At 38.1% G+C, this 20170-nt stretch carries 17 protein-coding genes; 15 read left to right on the top strand and 2 right to left on the bottom strand.

Translation table 11 applies throughout. The features are described 5' to 3' along the window. Window positions 1-76 precede the first annotated feature (76 nt). Window positions 77-1090: a CRISPR-associated endonuclease Cas1 gene (cas1, locus tag D8787_RS04235; RefSeq protein ID WP_125421041.1), complete on the top strand. Its 1014-nt coding sequence runs from the start codon at window positions 77-79 to the stop codon at window positions 1088-1090. Then, complete coding sequence (cas2, locus tag D8787_RS04230) at window positions 1087-1419, top strand: CRISPR-associated endonuclease Cas2 (protein WP_260471376.1); 333 nt, start codon at window positions 1087-1089, stop codon at window positions 1417-1419. Before cas1 ends, cas2 begins: the two co-directional genes overlap by 4 nt. A gap of 501 nt (window positions 1420-1920) precedes the next feature. Here cas2 and D8787_RS04225 read toward each other — a convergent pair. Further along, window positions 1921-2256, bottom strand: a complete 336-nt coding sequence (locus D8787_RS04225; protein WP_125421038.1) for a hypothetical protein — start codon at window positions 2254-2256, stop codon at window positions 1921-1923. Between the two features lie 246 nt (window positions 2257-2502). On the opposite strand from D8787_RS04225, the gene cas6 reads away from it, so the two are divergent. The 11 genes from cas6 to alaS all read left to right on the top strand — a co-directional run bounded on the left by cas6 (window position 2503) and on the right by alaS (window position 15425). After that, window positions 2503-3234, top strand: a complete 732-nt coding sequence (cas6, locus tag D8787_RS04220; RefSeq protein WP_125421035.1) for a CRISPR-associated endoribonuclease Cas6 — start codon at window positions 2503-2505, stop codon at window positions 3232-3234. Further along, window positions 3215-5455 (top strand): type III-A CRISPR-associated protein Cas10/Csm1, encoded by a 2241-nt coding sequence (gene cas10 / locus D8787_RS04215; RefSeq protein ID WP_125421032.1) that lies wholly within the window; start codon window positions 3215-3217, stop codon window positions 5453-5455. Before cas6 ends, cas10 begins: the two co-directional genes overlap by 20 nt. 3 nt (window positions 5456-5458) lie before the next feature. Continuing rightward, the gene (gene csm2 / locus D8787_RS04210; protein WP_023942893.1) at window positions 5459-5839 is read left to right on the top strand and encodes a type III-A CRISPR-associated protein Csm2; all 381 of its coding nucleotides are present in this window, start codon (window positions 5459-5461) and stop codon (window positions 5837-5839) included. Next, on the top strand, window positions 5839-6501 hold the full coding sequence (gene csm3 / locus D8787_RS04205; protein WP_125421029.1) for a type III-A CRISPR-associated RAMP protein Csm3: 663 nt from the start codon (window positions 5839-5841) through the stop codon (window positions 6499-6501). The genes csm2 and csm3 overlap by 1 nt, the downstream gene beginning before the upstream one ends. Before the next feature lies 1 nt (window position 6502). Then, complete coding sequence (gene csm4, locus D8787_RS04200; protein WP_125421026.1) at window positions 6503-7408, top strand: type III-A CRISPR-associated RAMP protein Csm4; 906 nt, start codon at window positions 6503-6505, stop codon at window positions 7406-7408. Then, window positions 7405-8484: a type III-A CRISPR-associated RAMP protein Csm5 gene (gene csm5, locus D8787_RS04195; RefSeq protein ID WP_125421023.1), complete on the top strand. Its 1080-nt coding sequence runs from the start codon at window positions 7405-7407 to the stop codon at window positions 8482-8484. Before csm4 ends, csm5 begins: the two co-directional genes overlap by 4 nt. After that, window positions 8481-9641 carry a type III-A CRISPR-associated CARF protein Csm6 gene (gene csm6, locus D8787_RS04190; RefSeq protein WP_125421020.1) on the top strand — a complete coding sequence of 387 codons (1161 nt, stop codon included), beginning with the start codon at window positions 8481-8483 and terminating at the stop codon, window positions 9639-9641. Before csm5 ends, csm6 (D8787_RS04190) begins: the two co-directional genes overlap by 4 nt. Window positions 9642-9653: 12 nt before the next feature. After that, on the top strand, window positions 9654-10943 hold the full coding sequence (csm6, locus tag D8787_RS04185; protein WP_125421017.1) for a type III-A CRISPR-associated CARF protein Csm6: 1290 nt from the start codon (window positions 9654-9656) through the stop codon (window positions 10941-10943). A 236-nt stretch (window positions 10944-11179) separates the two neighbouring features. Beyond that, entirely contained in the window at window positions 11180-11815 is a 636-nt protein-coding gene (locus D8787_RS04180) for a PBECR4 domain-containing protein (RefSeq protein WP_125421014.1), read from the top strand. 484 nt (window positions 11816-12299) lie between these two features. Continuing rightward, window positions 12300-12785: an LURP-one-related/scramblase family protein gene (locus D8787_RS04175; RefSeq protein WP_125421011.1), complete on the top strand. Its 486-nt coding sequence runs from the start codon at window positions 12300-12302 to the stop codon at window positions 12783-12785. 21 nt (window positions 12786-12806) lie between these two features. Beyond that, on the top strand, window positions 12807-15425 hold the full coding sequence (gene alaS / locus D8787_RS04170; protein WP_125421008.1) for an alanine--tRNA ligase: 2619 nt from the start codon (window positions 12807-12809) through the stop codon (window positions 15423-15425). A gap of 89 nt (window positions 15426-15514) precedes the next feature. Here alaS and D8787_RS04165 read toward each other — a convergent pair whose 3' ends face one another. Next, window positions 15515-16969, bottom strand: coding sequence for an alpha-amylase (locus D8787_RS04165; RefSeq protein WP_125421005.1), 1455 nt, complete (start codon window positions 16967-16969; stop codon window positions 15515-15517). Between the two features lie 178 nt (window positions 16970-17147). On the opposite strand from D8787_RS04165, the gene D8787_RS04160 reads away from it, so the two are divergent. After that, window positions 17148-17897, top strand: coding sequence for an ABC transporter ATP-binding protein (locus tag D8787_RS04160; RefSeq protein ID WP_125421002.1), 750 nt, complete (start codon window positions 17148-17150; stop codon window positions 17895-17897). Next, complete coding sequence (locus D8787_RS04155) at window positions 17878-19515, top strand: hypothetical protein (RefSeq protein WP_125421000.1); 1638 nt, start codon at window positions 17878-17880, stop codon at window positions 19513-19515. Before D8787_RS04160 ends, D8787_RS04155 begins: the two co-directional genes overlap by 20 nt. The last annotated feature ends 655 nt before the right edge of the window (window positions 19516-20170 follow it).

Here is a 20170-nt window from a genome sequence, read left to right as displayed (position 1 = left end):
ATACAAAAAATAGTTGACAATTTTTTTAAAAGTGATAGACTAGTATCCTTTATGATTTTAGGAGGGAAAGTGATAGATGAGTGATTTTTTTGTACAAAAGTCGGATTACTTTTTAGGCTTATCCAGTCAGAAGATTGTCATAAAAAATGGTCGAAGGGAGATTGAGAGTGAAATCTCTATTCACTTAGTAGACAATGTCTTAATCTTTGGCAAGGCTCAAGTATCGACCCAGTTATTAAGAGCCCTAGCAAAGGAAAGTATCAATGTTTACTATTTTACAGAAGAGGGAAAATTTTTAGCTTGTTTGGATTCTTTCCGGCAAGAGGATTTTGATAAGCAATACCTACAGGCTAAAGCCTGCCTGGACCAGAACTTTTGTTTAGATATTTCTAAAAAAATAGTTAGCGCTAAGGTTCAGCATCAACTTTCCCTGCTAAAAAGCTTTAACTTTAATAAGAATAGAATCTTATCAACGGAGGACTTTGAGCGTTTCGACTTAACGATTGAAAATATATCTAAGGCAGAATCACTCTATCAATTGATGGGGTATGAAGGTCGGATTGCTAAGTCCTATTTTTACTATCTGAGTTTATTGGTTCCGACAGCTTTCCGTTTTCATGGTCGCAGAACGCGACCTGCTGAGGATTGTTGTAACTGTTTGCTTAATTTTGGTTATTCCATTCTTTATTCTTGTTTTCTTGGTTTGATACGTAAAAATGGACTTAGTTTTGGATTTGGAGTACTCCATCAAAGTCATCGTCATCATGATAGTCTTGCTAGTGATTTGATGGAGGAGTGGAGACCAGTTATCGTTGATAATACGGTTTTAGAGTTGCTTTTAAGAGAGGATTTGAAGTTGGAGCATTTTGAGAAGTCGGCAGATGGTACTTTCTTGTTAATAGATGAGGGAAGAGAAATATTTCTTCGAGCTATGAGGGAGAGAATGTTGGAAATCCACCAGTATATCGAATTGGATAAAAAACGTTATTCTTTCTTTTATACTGCTGACCAGCAGATTAAGGGTCTTATCAGAGCTTTTGAAAGTCTAGAGAGTCAAGCTTATGTAACAGCTTTTACAGGAGGAGAATGATGGGCTTGTATTATAATTTATCGATAGAGGAAAGGGAGTTTGCTAAGAAGAAGTCTTTCTTTTGTCTAATTATTTATGACATAGTCAGTAATAAAAGAAGACTCCAATTATCCAAGTTACTAGAAGGTTTTGGGGTTAGAGTACAGCGCTCTTGTTTTGAAATTGATTTGGAGAGGACTAGTTATCAGATTTTAATCCGTGAATTAGAATATTTTTACGACCCGAGCGAACTAGATAATATCATCGTTTATGTTGGAAATCGAGAAGAAACCTTACGTTTGAATACGGATGATAAAGAAATAAAAGTTCAAGATTGTTTGTTTTTCTGAAATGAAAATGATTACAATTTATGGTATAATAAAGATAGTTTCCAAATAGGATGTATCTTGTGTTTTGCTTTAAATTCAAGCACAAAATATGGGGGTAAGACACCCTATTCACCTCGGTAGGGGACGGAAACATTTAAAAATCTACAATTCCATTTTCATGCAAAGTCTAAAACAACTTATTTACCTCGGTAGGGGACGGAAACTGAACAATTTCACCATCAATCAAATTAATGTGTCCGATCAAGTATAAGAACCTATCTGCCTCGAGAGGGGACGGAAACCTAAAGATTCTTCATCTGAAGTTAATTGAAAAATAAGTATAAGAACCTATCTGCCTCGAGAGGGGACGGAAACTTAACTGGCTCATGAATTTCTTCATAATTATCCTTCTGTAAGACACCCTATTCACCTCGAGAGGGGACGGAAACCATTTCTTTTCATCGAAATTTTGATCGACAATATTGTATAGCTACCTATCTACCTCGAGAGGGGCCGGAAACTTTATGCTTCTTTTACTGATAAATAACGACGTTTCCAGTATAGATACCTATCTACCTTGAGAGGGGCCGGAAACAATTTTTCTTGTTCCTGCGCAGTATCAATTTCTTGGTAGACCACCCAATTCACCTCGGTAGGGGACGGAAACCGAGTTGTGCGACCTACAAGTGAAACGATATTTACGTAAAACACCCTATTCACCTCGGTAGGGGACGGAAAAATAACCCCTTCAGGCTCTATTGTGAACTCTGGCTTATCGTAAAACACTCTATCTACCTCGCGAGGGGACGGAAACAATTCAGGTTTAGCGTAAATTGAAACATCAAGACCTTTGTGCATATCATCCACTTCGCCTCGGTAGAGGACGGAAACTATCATAAGATTTGGTATTTGTAAACTGTTTTTGCATAAAGTATAAGAACTTATCTACCTCGCGAGGGGACGGAAACATTTTAGCTTTAGTTTCTTCAAATAGTTCTTTGATTAGAACACCCTATTCACCTCGCGAGGGGACTTATTTCCTTATTACATAACAAAACGAGAAAAGATAGCTTAAGAGCTAAGCACAATTGATAAAGGAGGCCTATGAAAAGAATTAGTTTATCCTTTCAGCGGATTGACCAGTCACCCATCGATTTGGCAACCAAATTTCATGGATTTTTGATGGAGCAGTTAGAAGCAGACTATGTAGACTGGCTTCATGAGCAGGAGACCAATCCCTACTCGATGAAGGTAATCCATCAAAAGGACCAGACGACTTGGACGGTTCATCTTTTGACAAAGAATGCTATCAAGCAGATCTTACCTCCAATGTTGGAGTTGAAAAAAGTTGACCTACATGGACTAGCAACTCTGACGGTTCAAAGTATGACCATGCAAGATTTGAGTCCAGAGGAACTGTTTGACCTCTTTAATCAAAACCAAGACCAGTCCTTTTTTACTATTCAATTTCAAACACCGACTGGATTTCGTTCCCAGGGCGAGTATGTGCTCTTTCCTACCCTGCGTTTGATGTTTCAAAGTCTGATGATGAAGTATGGACGATTGCTTGAGAATCGGGAAGACATCGAAGAGGAGACCTTGGACTATCTTACGTCCCATAGTCGGATAACCAGTTACCGAATGGAGACGAGTTACTTTAAGGTCCACGGCAAAAAGATCCCTGCCTTTAAGGGCAAGTTAACCTTTAAGATAACAGGACCTAGTACCCTCAAGGCTTATGCAAATATGTTATTAAAATTTGGAGAGTATGCTGGACTGGGCATGAAAACCAGCCTAGGAATGGGAGGAATAGAGCTTGAAGAAAGAAAAGATTGATTTAGTTTATGGAGCGCTATTACATGATATTGGCAAACTACTTCAGCGCTCCGGTAAGGACATAAAAGATGCTACTAGCCTTGGAGCTGAGTGGTTCAGACATTTTTCAGATAATGAAGCAATCGCTCAACACCTTGTATATGACGACTTAAAAGGAGTAGAAGCCAATCTGCCTACTGATAGTCTGGTTTATATAACCGACCTTGCTTCCAAGATTGCTTCTAGCTTAAAGGCAGGTCAAAGTCTTGCGTCAAACAAGGGAGATGACTTGGGGAACCAAGCTGATGTTTTTAATGTTTTTTCAGATGTCTATAGCCAGCGTTTCTTGCCTGTCAAAAGCTTAGAGCTTGATAGGGAGCCGAACTATGCTCAAAAAGCAAAAGAGTCAGTTTCTCAGTCTGACTATAGCAGCCTACTGGATACCATAGAAAAGGAGATTGAGAACTGGGATTTTGGTTCAGATCAGATTGATGCCCTCTTGAATCTCTATGAAGCCCACCTATCCTATGTACCGACTTCAACTAAGATCCAGGAATTGGCGGATATTTCCTTGGCGACTCATAGTCGTCTAACAGCAGGTTTTGCATCAGCTATTCAGGAGTATATGACAGCTGAAAATGATTCAGACTATCAAAAAGAACTCTTCCATGAGCAAGAATCTTTCTATGATAAGGAAACTTTTCTACTAGCTAGCTTTGACTTATCAGGGATTCAAGATTTCATCTATAATATCGCGACGGCTGGGGCAGCCAAGCAACTCAAAGCTCGCTCCCTCTATCTGGATTTTATGGGGGAACATATCGCTGACAGCCTACTAGAAAAATTGGAATTGACAAGAGCCAACCTTCTCTATGTAGGTGGTGGCCATGCCTACTTTATCTTGGCAAATACAGCAAAAACAAAGGCAGCGTTAGAGGCCTTTGAAGAAGAATTTAACCAATTTTTGCTAAAGAACTTCCAGACACGTTTGTATGTTGCTTTTGGCTGGAGTTCATTTTCTGCTAATGACATCATGACCTCCTTGGCAAGATATAGGAAAGTTTACCAAGCGACTAGTAGCATGATTTCTAAGAAGAAAATCTCTCGCTATGATGTTCAGACACTTTTAGACTTAAACCGAGGTGGTCAAAGTGCTCAGAGAGAGTGTACGATTTGTCACTCAGTACAAGATATGACGACCTTTAATGATCAAGAAGTCTGCCAGATTTGTGCTGGTCTTTATCGCTTCTCTAAAGAAATTCAAGAACAATACTATATTGTCACCAAAGAAAAAGGCCTCCCAATTGGACCGGGAGCCTTTATAAGAGGGATTTCACATGCTGACTTGGATAAGGAAGATTGGAATCGTATCTATGTCAAAAATAGCTTTGCGACCGATATAGGGAGGGCGACTCATGTCTTTGTTGGAGACTACAAGTATGCTGATATCGATCAGTACGCTCGACTGTCCCAAGATAGTCAAACAGGTCAAGGAATCAAACGTCTAGCAGTTGTCCGATTAGACGTAGATGACTTAGGTGCTGCTTTTATGGCTGGATTTTCTTATCAAGATGGTGGAAAATACAATACCTTAGCTCGTTCTGCAACCTTCTCAAGAAGTATGAGTCTCTTCTTTAAGGTTTACATTAATCAATTTGCTAAGGATAAGAAAATATCGATTATCTATGCAGGTGGAGATGATGTATTTGCTCTGGGTTCATGGCAAGATATTATCGCATTTACGATTACCTTGCGCCAACAATTTATCAAGTGGACGAATGGTAAATTAACCTTATCAGCAGGTATCGGACTTTTTCCAAATAAAACTCCGGTTAGTATCATGGCTGAAGAAACAGGCAAGTTAGAGGGGGCAGCAAAGGATAATGACAAGGATAGTATTTCCTTGTTTGATAAAGCTTATACCTTTAAGTTTGACCAATTTATTGATCATATCTACAAAGGGAAACTGACAAAGATTAGACACTACTTTAGTATTCAAGATGAACGAGGAAAGAGTTTCGTTTATAAGTTAGTAGAACTTCTTCGTAACTATGACCGAATGAATGTAGCTCGCTTAGCCTATTACTTAACGCGTTTGGAAGATTTAACACCAAGAGAAAGTAAGACTGAATTTAAAGAATTTAAGGACCTGTTCTTTACTTGGTACACAGGTAGCGAAATGGAACGCAATGAAGCAGAATTAGCTTTACTTCTTTATATTTATGAGATTAGAAAGGATTAATACATGGCTACTTTAACAGATGACAATTATGTAGATAAGGCAGAAAATGTTATCAAATCATTGAATCGAAACACTAGAGATTTTAGAAACCCTGATGCATTCCTTTTAACAACTAGCAAAATAAGAAACCTACTAAGCTTGACAAGTACCCTTTTTGATGAAAGTAAGGTTAGAGATTATGAGGCGCTAGCCGACAAAATTGCCTATTTGAGAGTGCAGTTTGTATATCAATCAGGCCGAGAAACTGCGGTTAAAGACTTGGTGAAAAAGGCTGAAATTTTAGATATTTTAAAAGAAATCAATAATAAGGAAAGTCTCCAACGTTTCTGTCGTTATATGGAAGCACTAGTAGCTTATTTCAAATTTTATGGAGGAAAAGATTAATGGCATTTGCTAAAATTAAACTAACAGCACAAATTCGTCTAGAAACAGGACTTCATATTGGAACTAGCAATGCTTTTGCAGCTATTGGGGCTACTGATTCGCCTGTAATCAAGGATCCTATTACTAACTTACCGATTATTCCTGGTTCTAGTATCAAGGGAAAAATGCGCACTCTTCTTGCAAAAGTTCATAATGATCGACTAGCTAAGAAACCAGGAGAAGATGGAGAAATTCTTAGTCGTTTATTTGGAAACAGTTCAGACGATCGCTATAAAATAGGACGACTCATTTTTAGAGATGCCTTCTTAATTAACAAGGAAAAGTTAGATTCTTTAGGTGTCAAGAGTTATACTGAAGTTAAATTTGAAAATACTATTGATCGTATTACTGCTGAAGCAAATCCGAGACAAATTGAACGTGCCATCCGTAGAAGTGCTTTTGCATTTGAGTTGATTTATGAAATTACAGATGAGAGTCAAGCACAAGTGGAAGAAGATTTTAAAGTCATTTTAGATGGATTAAAACTTCTTGAGTTAGACTATCTAGGTGGCTCAGGTTCTCGTGGCTATGGTAAAGTTAGTTTTGAAAATCTAAAAGCGACGACTGTTTTTGGGACTTATAACCTTGATGCATTAAACAAACTACTATCTGCGGAGGTCTAATATGACCTATAAGATGTATATCATGGACTTCGAGTCCGCTCATTTTGGGGCAGGAACTCTGGATAGTTCTAAAATGACCTTTTCGGCAGACCGTTTATTTTCTGCTCTCGTAATTGAAGCCAATAAGATGGGACGATTAGATGAGTTTTTATCCTTAGCAAATCAGGATGATTTTGTTCTAACGGATGCCTTCCCTTATCAGGATCGCCCATTTTTACCAAAGCCTATCGGATTTCCAAAATTTGACCAAGTTGATCTAAATAAGGATGTCAAGGAAGTACGTCGGCAAGCCAAGTTAGCAAAAAAATTACAATTTATACCCTTGGAAAAGTTTGATCATTATGTCAACGGTGCCTTGTTTGAAGATGAGGAGCATGCTGTTACCAATATCGTCACTAAGAATCAACCTCATGTTGATGGTGCGCTGTACCAAGTTGCAACTACCCGATTTTTGGATGATACAGCCCTCTATGTACTAGCGACTGAGTCACCACTGCTTGATGAGATGATGACTAGCTTGCAGTTCTCTGGTATTGGAGGAAAACGCTCAAGTGGGTATGGTCGTTTTGATTTGATTATTAAAGAAATTCCTGAAAATCTTGAGAGTCGTCTGACTCGTTCCTATCAAGGAAATGTAATGACTCTGACAACTTCTTTACCGACAGACGAGGATCTTCCAAGGGCTATGGACCAAGGTTCCTATCTGGTGACCAAATCAAGTGGTTTTGCTTTTAGTACAGTATCCAACCAAAATTATCGTAAACAAGACTTATTTAAGTTTACTGCTGGATCGACCTTTCTTGAAGCCTTTGCGGGGCAAATTGTTGATGTAAGACCGCTTGGCTTTCCACATGCTGTCTTCAACTATGCCAAACCCCTATTTTTAAAAATGGAGGTAAAAGGATGAAAACGGACTATAGAGTTTTTCAATTTACCTTGTTAGCTATGGCTCCCATTCATATTGGGAGTGGTGAAAAATACACTTCACGAGAATTCATATATGAGACCAATTGTTATTATTTCCCAGATATGGGTAAGTTTTACAATCGCATGATTGAAAAGGGGCTGGACAGAAAGTTTGAACAATTTCTTCAGGAAACAAAACCAAGTGCTAGAAATAATCGCTTGATCTCTTTCTTAAATGATAACAGAATTACGGAGCGTTCCTTTGGTGGCTATAGTATCGCTGAAACTGGTCTGGAAATGGAAAAGAACAACCAGAATCCTAGATCCGGTTCTATAAATGAAGTAGTAAAATTTATGAGAGATCCCTTTGGAAATCCTTATATTCCTGGTAGTTCCTTGAAGGGAGCTATTCGGACTATCTTAATGAATACCAATCCTGACTGGAACAATAAGAATGCAGTTGATTTTCGTGGGAGAAGTCCTAAAGAAAACAAAAAAATGATTCCATGGGGGGCAAAAAAGGGGCAGGAATTCGATGACTTGTTTCATGCGATTCGTGTTAGTGATAGTCAGCCTCTGACTAATGAGAATCTTATTTTGGTTCAAAAATGGGATTATTCTGCAAAATCACTAACTGCCAAACCTTTGCCTTTATATAGAGAGGCTCTTACTCCTTTAACCAGGGTAACCTTTACTATCACGACAACAACCCAAGAAGCAGGAAAATTGATCGAAGAACTGGGTAAAAAATCTTTAGCTTTTTATAGTGAATACAAAAAGTTTTTCTTAGTTGATTTTCCTGAGGATAAGATTCAGCCTAATATTCAGTATCCTCTTTACTTAGGAGCTGGAAGTGGCGCATGGACTAAAACCTTATTTAAACAAGCAAATGGTATTTTACAAAAACGATACAGCCGGATGAAGACTAAGATGGTTGGAAAAGGTGTTTTGAAACTGACGAAAGCGCCGGACAAGAGCATTAAAACCAATAAAGGAGAACGGAAATTGATCATTAATAGCGATTCCTTCTATGAGATGGGAAAAGCGAATTTCATGATAAAGGAGATTACACAATGAAAATTTTGATATCCGCTGTTAGTGCTTCAGATCCGATTAGAGGATTTCATGATGGTGCTCTAGTTCATATTGCAAGAAAGTATCGTCCAGATAAAATTATTATTGTGTATTCTGATAAGATGCTTCCTAACAAAGAGCGAAATAATAAAGTTCTTTTCTCTATATCTGAAAACTATAGACCAGAAATTATTATTCATGAAAAAATAATTATTGGTGAGGATGTCTTTATTTTCGATAAAATGTATGATGAATTCTCAAAAATAATTAATGAATGTTACTCAAAGGAAGATGAATTTATTTTGAATCTTTCTAGTGGGACACCACAGATATGCGCTGCTCTTTTTATTATCAACCGTTTGAGTGGTATAAATGTCAAAGCAGTTCAAGTTGCTTCTCCACAACAGGGGCCAAATACAGAAGATAAACATGATATAAGTGAAGATATTGATGTTTTGATTTCATTAAATGAAGATAGTACCGATCAGTTTGTGGATCGTACTTTGGAAGATGGTGCGGAGAAGTTTAGTCAGGATTTAATGAAGAAAACTATTCGTGATTTTATTACTAAATATGATTATAAAGCTAGTTTAGAGTTAGCAAATCAATTTTCGGACTTTCCAGGTTTAAAAGAATCCCGTAAAAAATTGCAAAATATTGTAGATGCGCTAGATAGACAAGATATTCCCCAAACTCTTAAAAATAGAAAGTGGAGTGAGAAAAAGAAAAAGGTTTTAAATGCTTATCTAACAATCGAATTGCAAAAAGAACGAGGGAATTTCAGTGAAGGACTCATTAGAATTAAAACTTTGACTGAATTTATCTTAGAAGATTATATTGATAACCGTTATCCAGAATTATTGGATAGATATGTAGATGAATCAGAAAAGTATTTCTTGGGAATGTGGGATTATAGTAAAATTCTCAAAGAAAAAAAAGAGTGGACTTTATATAATCAAATTAAACCGATGATTAACATGAACACTTCACGAAATACATTGGCTCATCGATTGGATCCACTGCAATCGGAAGAACTACGTCAGTTAGGATCCGTCTTAAAAAATCTCAAGGTTTTAGTTAAAGAACAGTATCAATTTAATGAGAAAGATTTTAATTTCTATAAGGAACTGAATCAAGAATTATTAGAATTATTGAAGTAATGAGGTGAAAGCTTGAACATTTTAATCTCAGCAGTGGGAACGACAGATCCAATTAGTCATAATCGAGATGCTGCTTTATTACATATTGCACGTACTTATAGACCGGAGCAGATTGTTTTGGTTTATAGTGAGGAAATGCTGATTAAGCAAGATCTCATTGAGAAAGCTATTTTTTCTATAGAAGATTATCATCCTGAAGTGATGATTGAGTCAACGATTTTAAAAAATGATGAGGTTTATCTATTTGATAAAATGTATGAGGTTATGGGACAGATTGTTGAAAAATATTCTGGAACGGATCATCAATTAATCTTAAACCTATCTTCAGGAACGCCTCAGATTATTTCGGCTTTATTTGCCCTCAATCGAATCAAAGATTATAATACTCAGGCTATCCAGGTTGCAACTCCTAACAAATCAGCAAATAGACCATATGTTCAGCTTTCAAGCGATGAAGAAAAGAGCTTATTTGCTGAAAACAAGGATAACCAAAAAGATTATGAAAATCGTACTATTAAAGATGAGGCTGAAAAATTTAATCAATCTTTAATCAAACGTCATTTAAGAAATCTGATAGCTTCCTATGATTACCTTGCTGCAGAAGAACTTGTTACAAAAAAAGAATACAATAACTTACTTTCTAAAAAGAAATTATCTTTTTTACGAGCGACTCTAAATGATTTTGTAAAAGTATTTAAAACGCAAGCTATTTTAAAAGATATTCAGGACTATCCATTGACAGATGTTGAGAAGAAAGCCCTTAATTACTTTTTAATGATAGAAGTCTTGAAAGAGAGAGGAAAAGTTGCAGATGTCTTAATCAAATCAAAGTCTTATGTTGAATTTATCATCGAAGAAAAGATAAAGAAAGATTATCCTGATTTAATCAAATATGATGGGGCCTTACCCAAATTAAATGAAGAATACAAAGATTTTGAGAAGATTTTAGATTTTATTGATTTAGAATTTAAAAAAGCAAAAGGGATAGAAAATGAAGAGGAAAGAATTTATTCACCTCAATCAACCTTAAACCTTTTATCTTATGAAAATATTCTAACTTTTTATCAAGTCTCTCCTGACTTACTGAAGTCTCTTAATGTTATTACCAGTTTAAATAGTGAGCGAAACAAAGTTGCACATGGACTATCGGAAATTGATGGTAAAATAGTAAATTCTAAAAAATTAAACCAAACAATAGATACATTACGTTGTGTTCTTCAGGCCACATTTAATATTGAAGATCATTATTTTGGATATTATCAAAAAATCAATGACAAATTACTAGATTTACTTCGTTCTTAACTAATAAGCAGCTTTTTGATTTTGCTTGACAAATTGTTAAGAATCTAATATAATAAAATTCGTAGAAGAAAACTATCGCTTTTAGCGTAGCCAAAGAATTACTGGTCGGTCTGTTTTGGTCAGTAGTTCGTAGATAGGCTTATTTGGGTTTTATATATTTTCCGCAAGCAGATGAATAAATATATCGTAGGAAGAGGTGTAAATAGCCTCTTTATTTTTTTGAGAAAAGGTACAGTATGTTAAGAAATTTAATTCTTAGTTACAGAACGTTAATGGATACTCAATACAAATTTACTATCACTCAGACTGTCTCCAAACAAACTACAGAAAAATATATTGAGTTAAGCTTCACGGAACCAAATTTTCATCATCTTATAGGTTTGCACAAACTAAAAGGAATAGATAAAGTTAAGTGCTTCAATGGTAATGGGGCTCAGAAGATATATAACCAAATTTTGGGAAATCATATCACTTTTTATGATTTAGATAAAGATACATCTCAGCACAAAGCTGCATTTTTATCTAGGGCAACTTCTCTGAATTTAATTTATACGATGCTAGAAAATATAAGTGTTAATTTAAAGGGATTGTATTATTTTGACCCAAATAAAATTGGGTCGAAGATTAAAGCAAAGTATTTATTGCATTTTCAACATAGAGATAAAGAATTTTATTTTTTGTTTGATAAATATGATAAGAAGGTTAAGAACACTGATATTTGCTATCCTGTTTCAGTTTTTAGAAGAAAAATACAGGCTGAGTTGCCAGAAGGGCGTAGTGCAAAACACTATGAAATGAACCAAACCCCCATTAAGCTATTGAAAGTTGAAAAAATACAAGGTGCTAGAACTGTTACATTATACGATAAATAGTTCCTTGGGTTTAGAGAGCTATTTTGAGTATGACAGGTATATCGGATATATGAGATTTGTCGCTGATAACCGTGAAAATAGTAGCCATTCTAAGTCTGATGCTGGAAATCAGAATCATCAGAGGAAGGAATAGAGAAATCGTGGCTATACAAAAATAAATATTATAGCAAGATATGTATAGCAGATAAGATGGTAGTAAGTTTTGGGGGAAATCAAACGCTAATGACAGTGTCTATCTCATAAGATCATTTCCAGTTGACGCAGACTTAAAAAAACGATATAATAAGAAAGTTGAGAATTGATTTTCAGTTGTCTTAGTCCAGAGAAATGGCGGTGCTGCGAGCCATCTAAGCTAGGAAGTCATGCTACTCAATCATACAATTGCATAAGAATAAGAGAATGACAAGTTCATTGAATGAAGGTGGTACCGCGGTTTTTCGCCCTTCGTGATATGAGCTTGTCTTTTGATTTTTTGGAGGTGTTGATGAAAACATTTCTTGTCAAACAAAAGTTTCGTCTTGGAGGCGAACGCTTCGCTATCAAGGACGACAGGGGAGAAATCGCCTATCAGGTAGAGGGATCATTTTTTAAGATTCCCAAAACTTTTACCATCTATGATGCGGCTGGTGAACAAGTCAGTGAGATCAGTAAAGAAATCTTGACCTTGCTTCCTCGTTTTGAGATTCAGCTTAGGAATGGTTCGAATTTTGTCATTCGTAAGAAGTTGACCTTCTGGCGAGATAAGTATGAGTTTGATAATCTAGGTCTTTGTATCGAGGGCAATATCTGGGATTTGGATTTCAAATTGCTGGATGATCGCGATCAGCTGATTGCGGAAATCAAGAAAGAACTCTTCCATCTGACCTCTACCTATAACGTAACGGTTCTGGAGGATGCTTATGCAGACCTAGTCATTTCCCTCTGCGTCGCGATTGACTATGTGGAGATGCTGGAAAGCCAATCACATTAAACAAGTAAATAAGGAGACAATATGAAACAACTATCTAGTGCACAAGTACGCCAAATGTGGCTTGATTTCTGGGCGACCAAAGGTCACTCAGTAGAACCATCAGTGAGTTTGGTTCCTGTAAATGACCCAACTCTTTTGTGGATCAACTCTGGGGTAGCAACTCTTAAGAAATACTTTGACGGGACCATTATCCCTGAAAATCCACGTATTACCAATGCCCAAAAAGCCATCCGTACCAACGACATCGAAAACGTAGGGAAGACTGCACGTCACCATACCATGTTTGAAATGTTGGGGAACTTCTCTATCGGTGATTACTTCCGTGATGAAGCTATCACTTGGGCATATGAGCTTTTGACAAGCCCTGAATGGTTTGACTTCCCAGCTGAAAAACTTTACATGACCTACTATCCAGCTGATAAAGATTCATACAACCGCTGGATTGAAGTGGGAGTGGATCCAAGTCATTTGATTCCAATCGAAGATAACTTCTGGGAAATCGGTGCGGGACCTTCTGGACCAGATACAGAGATTTTCTTTGACCGTGGAGAAGCTTTTGACCCAGAAAATATCGGTATTCGTTTACTTGCAGAAGATATTGAAAACGACCGTTATATCGAAATCTGGAACATCGTTTTGTCACAATTTAACGCAGACCCTGCTGTTCCTCGTAGCGAATACAAGGAATTGCCACACAAAAACATTGATACGGGCGCTGGTTTGGAGCGATTGGTGGCGGTTATCCAAGGGGCTAAGACAAACTTTGAAACAGACCTCTTCATGCCGATCATTCGTGAAGTGGAGAAATTGTCTGGTAAGGTCTATGACCAAGATGGCGACAACATGAGCTTTAAAGTTATCGCAGACCACATCCGTTCTCTTTCATTTGCGATTGGTGATGGTGCCCTTCCAGGAAATGAAGGCCGTGGTTATGTCCTTCGTCGTCTTCTCCGTCGTGCTTCTATGCACGGTCAAAAATTGGGTATCAATGAAACTTTCCTTTACAAACTCGTTCCAACTGTTGGAAAAATCATGGAAAGCTACTACCCAGAAGTGCTTGAAAAACGTGACTTTATCGAAAAAATTGTTAAGAGCGAGGAAGAGTCATTTGCTCGTACCCTTCACTCAGGTCAACACTTTGCCCAAGGCATCGTAGCAAACTTGAAAGAAAAAGGTCAATCTGTCATTGCTGGATCAGATGTATTCAAACTTTATGACACTTATGGATTCCCAGTTGAATTGACTGAAGAAATTGCTGAAGAAGCTGGTATGACTGTTGACCGTGAAGGTTTTGAAGCAGCCATGAAAGAACAGCAAGAACGCGCGCGTGCGTCAGCTGTCAAGGGTGGTTCAATGGGTATGCAAAATGAAACCCTTCAAAACATCACAGTGGAAAGCCGCTTTAACTATGAAGCATCTCAATTGTCTTCTAAATTGGTAGCTATTGTGGCGGACAATGCAGAAGTAGAAGCTGTATCAGAAGGAACTGCCTCTCTTATCTTTGCGGAAACGCCATTTTACGCTGAAATGGGTGGACAGGTTGCTGACCACGGTCAAATCTTGGATGCTGCAGGAAACCTTGTGGCTACTGTGATAAATGTTCAAAAAGCACCAAACGGACAAGCTCTTCATACAGTTGAAGTCCTTGCACCGCTTGCCTTGAACCAAGAATATACCTTGGCAATTGATACAAATCGTCGTCACCGTGTTATGAAAAACCACACTGCGACTCACTTGCTTCACGCTGCTCTTCACAATATCCTTGGAAATCACGCAACACAAGCAGGATCTCTTAACGAAGTCGAATTCCTTCGCTTTGACTTTACCCATTTCCAAGCAGTAACTGCAGAAGAATTGCGTGCAATTGAACAGCAAGTCAACGAGAAAATCTGGGAAGCTCTTGAAGTGAAGACAGTTGAAACAGATATTGACACTGCCAAGGAAATGGGAGCTATGGCTCTCTTTGGTGAGAAATACGGTAAGGAAGTTCGTGTTGTTACTATCGGTGACTACTCTATCGAGCTTTGTGGTGGTACCCACGTTGGCAACACTTCTGAGATTGGACTCTTCAAGATTGTCAAAGAAGAAGGGATTGGATCAGGAACTCGCCGTATCTTGGCAGTGACTGGTAAGGAAGCCTTTGAAGCCTACCGTGAACAAGAAGATGCTCTTAAAGCAGTCGCAGCAACCTTGAAAGCACCTCAAGTTAAGGAAGTACCTCACAAGGTAGAAGGACTTCAAGAACAACTTCGTCAATTGCAAAAAGAAAATGCTGAGTTGAAAGAAAAAGCGGCAGCTGCAGCTGCAGGCGACATCTTCAAGGATGTGAAGGAAGTCAACGGTCACCGTTACATTGCTAGTCAAGTGTCTGTATCAGATGCTGGTGCCCTTCGTACTTTTGCAGATAACTGGAAACAAAAAGACTACTCTGATCTTCTTGTCCTAGTTGCTGCTATCGGTGACAAAGTCAATGTCCTTGTAGCAAGCAAGACAAAAGACCTTCATGCAGGAAACCTTGTCAAAGAATTGGCACCAATCGTCGATGGACGTGGTGGTGGTAAACCAGACATGGCCATGGCAGGAGGAAGCAACCAAGCTAAAATCCAAGAATTGTTGGATGCCGTAGCAGGTAAATTGTAATCAAGTAAAGATCTATCCATTTGGGTAGGTCTTTTTGTGAATGCAAAAAAGCCAAATCCGATGGGATCTGGCTTTATAATCATTGGCTATTAGATTGTATTGGTTGCCCAGACACTTACCGAAGCAGCTGAGACTGGGAATTGTCCATAACCTTCCTCATCAATTGTAATTTGACCTTGGTGGTTTTCAAGTAAATCTACGAAGGTTTGGTTAGCCCATTCTTGACCGACAAACAATGACTTGCTGTTTTCTTGGTCATTTGAAATCAAGACTGCGATTGGGGATTGATTTTCAGCACCTGAACGTACCCAAGCGATACAATTAGCGTCATCAAAGTAGTCTGTTTGTTCTCCATAGGCCAAATCTTTTCGGATGGTTAGGAGGCGGTCAAGGACTTCTTTGAAATCTTGTTGAGCATATTGCCCTGAAATCCCATAGTAGTCGCCGTAAAAGACACATGGAAGGCCATTTTGGCGTAACAGAATGAGGGCATAGGCTGCTGGTTTGAACCATTCTTCAACAGTAGACTCAAGAGCCTGACCTCGTTGTGTATCGTGGTTGTCGACAAAAGTCACAGCCTTGTCAGGTTTGAGTTCAACCAAGCTATCTGTAAAAATACCACGAAGGTCGTAGTTGGAACCTGCTCGGCTAGCATCAAAGAGATTCTGGTGGAGACGGACATCGACAAGGTCGAATCGTTCTTCCGTTTTTTCAAGATAGTCCAGATTGGCTTCCTTGTCTGGGTTCCAAAATTCACCAAAAACATAGAAATCCTCACCGTATTTTTCCTTCATATCGCGGATAAAATTACGCATAAAGAAGGAATCGATGTGTTTGACGGCATCCAAGCGGAAACCAGCAATACCAGTCGTTTCCATGAACCAGTCAGCCCAGTCATAGATATTTTGGATGACTTCAGGATGTTTAAAGTCTAGGTCGGCATACATGAGATAGTCGTAGTTACCGTTTTCGTTATCGACCAATTCCTCGTTTGCCCAGCCCTTGTTGTCTCCTTGAATGAGATAAATCCCAGACTTACGGCGTTTGGCATCATAGTCTGTACCTGTGAAGTGGTACCAGTGCCAGTGGAAGTCATTGTAGGTATCTTGGCGACCATCGAAGGTAAAGCTAGTCCAGCCATTGATGGTGAAGGGTTCTCCAAGTTCAACCGTACGGTCTACTGGATCCACTTCGATAACCTGAAAGGCTTCCCTGTGATCGGCTGCAGCCTTGTGATTGAGAACCACATCGGCCATAGGTTGAATTCCCTGCGCTTTAAGGGCTTGAATTGCTTGAAGATAGTCTTCTTTGAAACCATACTTGGTGCGGACAGTCCCTTTTTGGTTGAACTCACCAAGGTCAAATAGGTCATAGACCCCATAGCCTACATCTTTTTCGTTGGTGGCCTTGAAGGCTGGTGGCATCCAGACGTGACTAATTCCCAGATCAGCTAGGTGTGAAGCATCTTCAGCCAGACGTGTCCAGTGCTGGCCGTCGTGGGGCAGATACCATTCAAAGTATTGCATGAGTGTTTGATTTTGCATGATGTTTCCTCTTACTTGTCAATCTTGTTCTTTATTCTATCATAAAGTATTGGTTAGCTCAAACGTTTGCGTAAGATAGAAGAAATCTATTTTAACTACTTAAAATAAAGTGTTGATTTTTTTGTATCAAAGTGCTAGTATAATAGTATGTAATATAGATAAAGATAGGAGTCATCCCATGATTGAATTTCAAAATGTTAGTAAGTTGTATGGTGATAAAGAGGCTTTGAGCAATCTCAATTTGCAGATTGAAAATGGGGAGATTATGGGCTTGATTGGCCATAATGGGGCTGGAAAATCGACCACTATAAAATCCTTAGTCAGTATTATTTCGCCCAGCAGTGGTCGTATTTTGGTAGATGGATTGGATTTATCGGAAAATCGCTTGGCTATCAAACGAAAGATTGGCTACGTAGCAGACTCGCCTGACTTATTTTTGCGCTTAACGGCCAATGAATTTTGGGAATTGATCGCCTCATCCTATGATCTAACTAGCTCTGATTTGGAGGCTAGTCTAGCTAGGCTATTAAGTGTTTTTGATTTTGCTGAAAATCGCTATCAGGTTATTGAAACACTTTCTCACGGAATGCGTCAGAAAGTCTTTGTCATCGGAGCACTCTTGTCTGATCCTGATATTTGGGTCTTGGACGAACCCTTGACTGGTTTGGATCCCCAGGCTGCCTTTGATTTGAAGCAAATGATGAAGGAACATGCACAAAAAGGTAAGACGGTCTTGTTTTCAACCCATGTCCTAGAGGTAGCCGAGCAAGTCTGTGATCGGATTGCCATTTTGAAAAAGGGGCATTTGATTTATTGTGGTAGCGTAGAGGACTTGAGAAAAGACCATCCAGACCAGTCTTTGGAAAGTATCTACCTTAGTCTTGCTGGTAGAAAAGAGGAGGTTTCAGATGCGTCTCAAGGTCATTAAAAAATTAGTTGATATCAATATCCTCTATTCATCTCAAGAAGCTAATCTGGCTAACCTACGAAAGAAGCAAGCTAAGAATCCTGGGAAAAAAGTAAATGTTTCCGCTAGAGTCCTAAGTTCTTACATTTTTTCCAGTCTCTTGATGCTCATCATGTTTATAAATATAGCCTTTCGTTTTCCTTTTGAGGAAAGGCCAAGTTTTTTTAGTAGCATGGTTGCTATTTTACTGGTGCTTGCCTTTTCAACTTCTTTCACTGCATTTTACAATGTCTTTTATGAGAGTAAGGACTTGGCATCGTATAGGCCCTATGCCTTTAAAGAATCAGAGATTATAATTGCTAAAGGACTGTCTGTTCTCTTGCCAGCTCTAGCTGGAATTGTACCAATCCTAGCTTATTTTCTAGTCCTCTATATTAGGCTAGCTCCTTCTCTTTGGCTGGGCTTGCCTTTGATGCTGCTGTCCTTGGCCTTGTTATTTGTCTCTGTTACTTTAGTGATGGTAGTGGCAGTACATTTCTTGGCTCAGACTACGGTTTTCAGAAAGTATCAGTCTATTTTTTCGAATGTGATGATTGGAATAGGAGTTCTCATACCTTTAATATTTGTCCTCTTTCTACAGTCGACTTTTGGAAGTATTGTTGACAAAGTTAGAGACATTCCATTTCTCCTTTATCCTCTTCATCTCTTTTACAAAATAGCAGTGGAGCCTTTTTCGACAGAAGCCATACTGGGTCTACTCGCTTGGATAGCTTTAACTGTTTTCTTGCTTTACCTGACCAAAAAGAAGGTTTTTCCTCATTTTTATGACGTTATCCTGCTTAATAGTGAGGAGAAGGTCAAGAAAGAACGTCGCAATAAGGAGAGAATTTCAACTACTAATAAAAAGGGCTTTTTCCGTATGGTTTTACGCTACCACCTCACCCTCTTGGGACAGGGAACTGGCGTGATTACAGTGCTTTTTACAAGTGCTTTCCTTCCCTATCTCATGATGATCGGTCTGATTTCCAAAATTCGAGATTCTCAGATAGTTCCAGACATTCATCCTTCATACTGGTTACCCTTGTTTTTTATAGCTATCTTTATAGCAGTTGTCAATAACAATATCACCAGCCTGCATTCAATTGCCTTGTCCTTGGAGAGGGAAAATGTTGATTTTCTGAAGAGTTTACCCTTTGACTTTGCTCGTTATGTGAAAGTGAAATTTTGGATTATATTTGCTGTCCAGTCCTTTTTACCAGTTCTGACTTTACTTGGACTTTCTCTATATCTAGGCTTGCCCATCCTTTCGATGATTTACCTCCTTGTGGCCTGGATCTTTGCAAGTGTCATCCTTTCTTGCCACCATTACCTTAAGGACGTGAAAAATTTGTCAACCAATTGGAGTAACATTACGGACCTGGTGAACCGTTCAAATCGTATAGTAGCAATTGTTTTGATTTTGGTTTATAGTGTTATCTTAATGGCCCTTGTAATAGGGAGCTTATTCTTGGTTCGGTCTCTCTCCCCTATCCTTGCCATCAGCTTGGGAGTAGGAGTTCTTATCCTCTTGCTTGCTCTTGCTATTTTTGGCTATCATTACTACCTGTCACGCATATTGGCAGAAATAGAAAAAAGATGAGCTAGTTGGTCGCTTGCTTGATAAATTTCATTTGACAAATCGCTTTCATAGTTTGTCATAATGTAGTTGTAAATGATTACGATTGACAATCAAAAAATATAGGGAGGAATGTTTTGAATAAGAAATATAATATAGTTCTATTTTTGTTGTTTATAGTTTATTTATTTGGATATTTTTCAATTTCAAAAACGTTAATTCCTATAATGTGTGTGATCCAAGTATTTTTGATAGAACATATATTTAGAGTTCGAAATAGGATTATGCAGATAGGTGAAATTATAATTATTGTTGCTTCTATAATATTATTTATTGATAGTATATTGAATTTGTAACAAAAGGCTTCTCTATAAAATCAAATTTTCCAGATACCTGCTGAAGCTGATTTATATCCTCATATTTCTTCTACTATATTCGTCACTAAACTTGACAGACATATATTGCTGATATAGCCTATCTAGCTACAATCTCAAAGTTAATACTCTTCGAAAATCTCTTCAAACCACGTCAGCTTTGCCTTGCCGTACTCAAGTACAGCCTGCGGCTAGTTTCCTAGTTTGCTCTTTGATTTTTGTTGATAAAAAGAAATGCTCCTCCACGATGGAAGAGCATTTTTTATTGTGATTCTTACACAAATATTTCTAATTTTTTATTAGTA

The organism is Streptococcus mitis (assembly GCF_003944325.1).
Classification (GTDB): domain Bacteria; phylum Bacillota; class Bacilli; order Lactobacillales; family Streptococcaceae; genus Streptococcus; species Streptococcus mitis_CW.
The sequence above is the reverse complement of the archived record's forward strand: the minus strand, read 5'-3'. Positions and strand labels throughout refer to the sequence as shown.

What these genes read in the sequence shown, in the direction of transcription:
- D8787_RS04180 (WP_125421014.1), top strand. Translation starts at nt 11,180, where the DNA reads ATGTTAAGAAATTTAATTCTTAGTTACAGAACGTTAATGGATACTCAA.
- D8787_RS04175 (WP_125421011.1), top strand. Translation starts at nt 12,300, where the DNA reads ATGAAAACATTTCTTGTCAAACAAAAGTTTCGTCTTGGAGGCGAACGC.
- D8787_RS04165 (WP_125421005.1), bottom strand. Translation starts at nt 16,969, where the DNA reads ATGCAAAATCAAACACTCATGCAATACTTTGAATGGTATCTGCCCCAC.
- csm6 (WP_125421020.1), top strand. Translation starts at nt 8,481, where the DNA reads ATGAAAATTTTGATATCCGCTGTTAGTGCTTCAGATCCGATTAGAGGA.
- csm4 (WP_125421026.1), top strand. Translation starts at nt 6,503, where the DNA reads ATGACCTATAAGATGTATATCATGGACTTCGAGTCCGCTCATTTTGGG.
- D8787_RS04160 (WP_125421002.1), top strand. Translation starts at nt 17,148, where the DNA reads ATGATTGAATTTCAAAATGTTAGTAAGTTGTATGGTGATAAAGAGGCT.
- alaS (WP_125421008.1), top strand. Translation starts at nt 12,807, where the DNA reads ATGAAACAACTATCTAGTGCACAAGTACGCCAAATGTGGCTTGATTTC.
- csm5 (WP_125421023.1), top strand. Translation starts at nt 7,405, where the DNA reads ATGAAAACGGACTATAGAGTTTTTCAATTTACCTTGTTAGCTATGGCT.
- csm2 (WP_023942893.1), top strand. Translation starts at nt 5,459, where the DNA reads ATGGCTACTTTAACAGATGACAATTATGTAGATAAGGCAGAAAATGTT.
- D8787_RS04225 (WP_125421038.1), bottom strand. Translation starts at nt 2,256, where the DNA reads ATGCACAAAGGTCTTGATGTTTCAATTTACGCTAAACCTGAATTGTTT.
- cas1 (WP_125421041.1), top strand. Translation starts at nt 77, where the DNA reads ATGAGTGATTTTTTTGTACAAAAGTCGGATTACTTTTTAGGCTTATCC.
- cas2 (WP_260471376.1), top strand. Translation starts at nt 1,087, where the DNA reads ATGATGGGCTTGTATTATAATTTATCGATAGAGGAAAGGGAGTTTGCT.
- cas6 (WP_125421035.1), top strand. Translation starts at nt 2,503, where the DNA reads ATGAAAAGAATTAGTTTATCCTTTCAGCGGATTGACCAGTCACCCATC.
- csm3 (WP_125421029.1), top strand. Translation starts at nt 5,839, where the DNA reads ATGGCATTTGCTAAAATTAAACTAACAGCACAAATTCGTCTAGAAACA.
- D8787_RS04155 (WP_125421000.1), top strand. Translation starts at nt 17,878, where the DNA reads ATGCGTCTCAAGGTCATTAAAAAATTAGTTGATATCAATATCCTCTAT.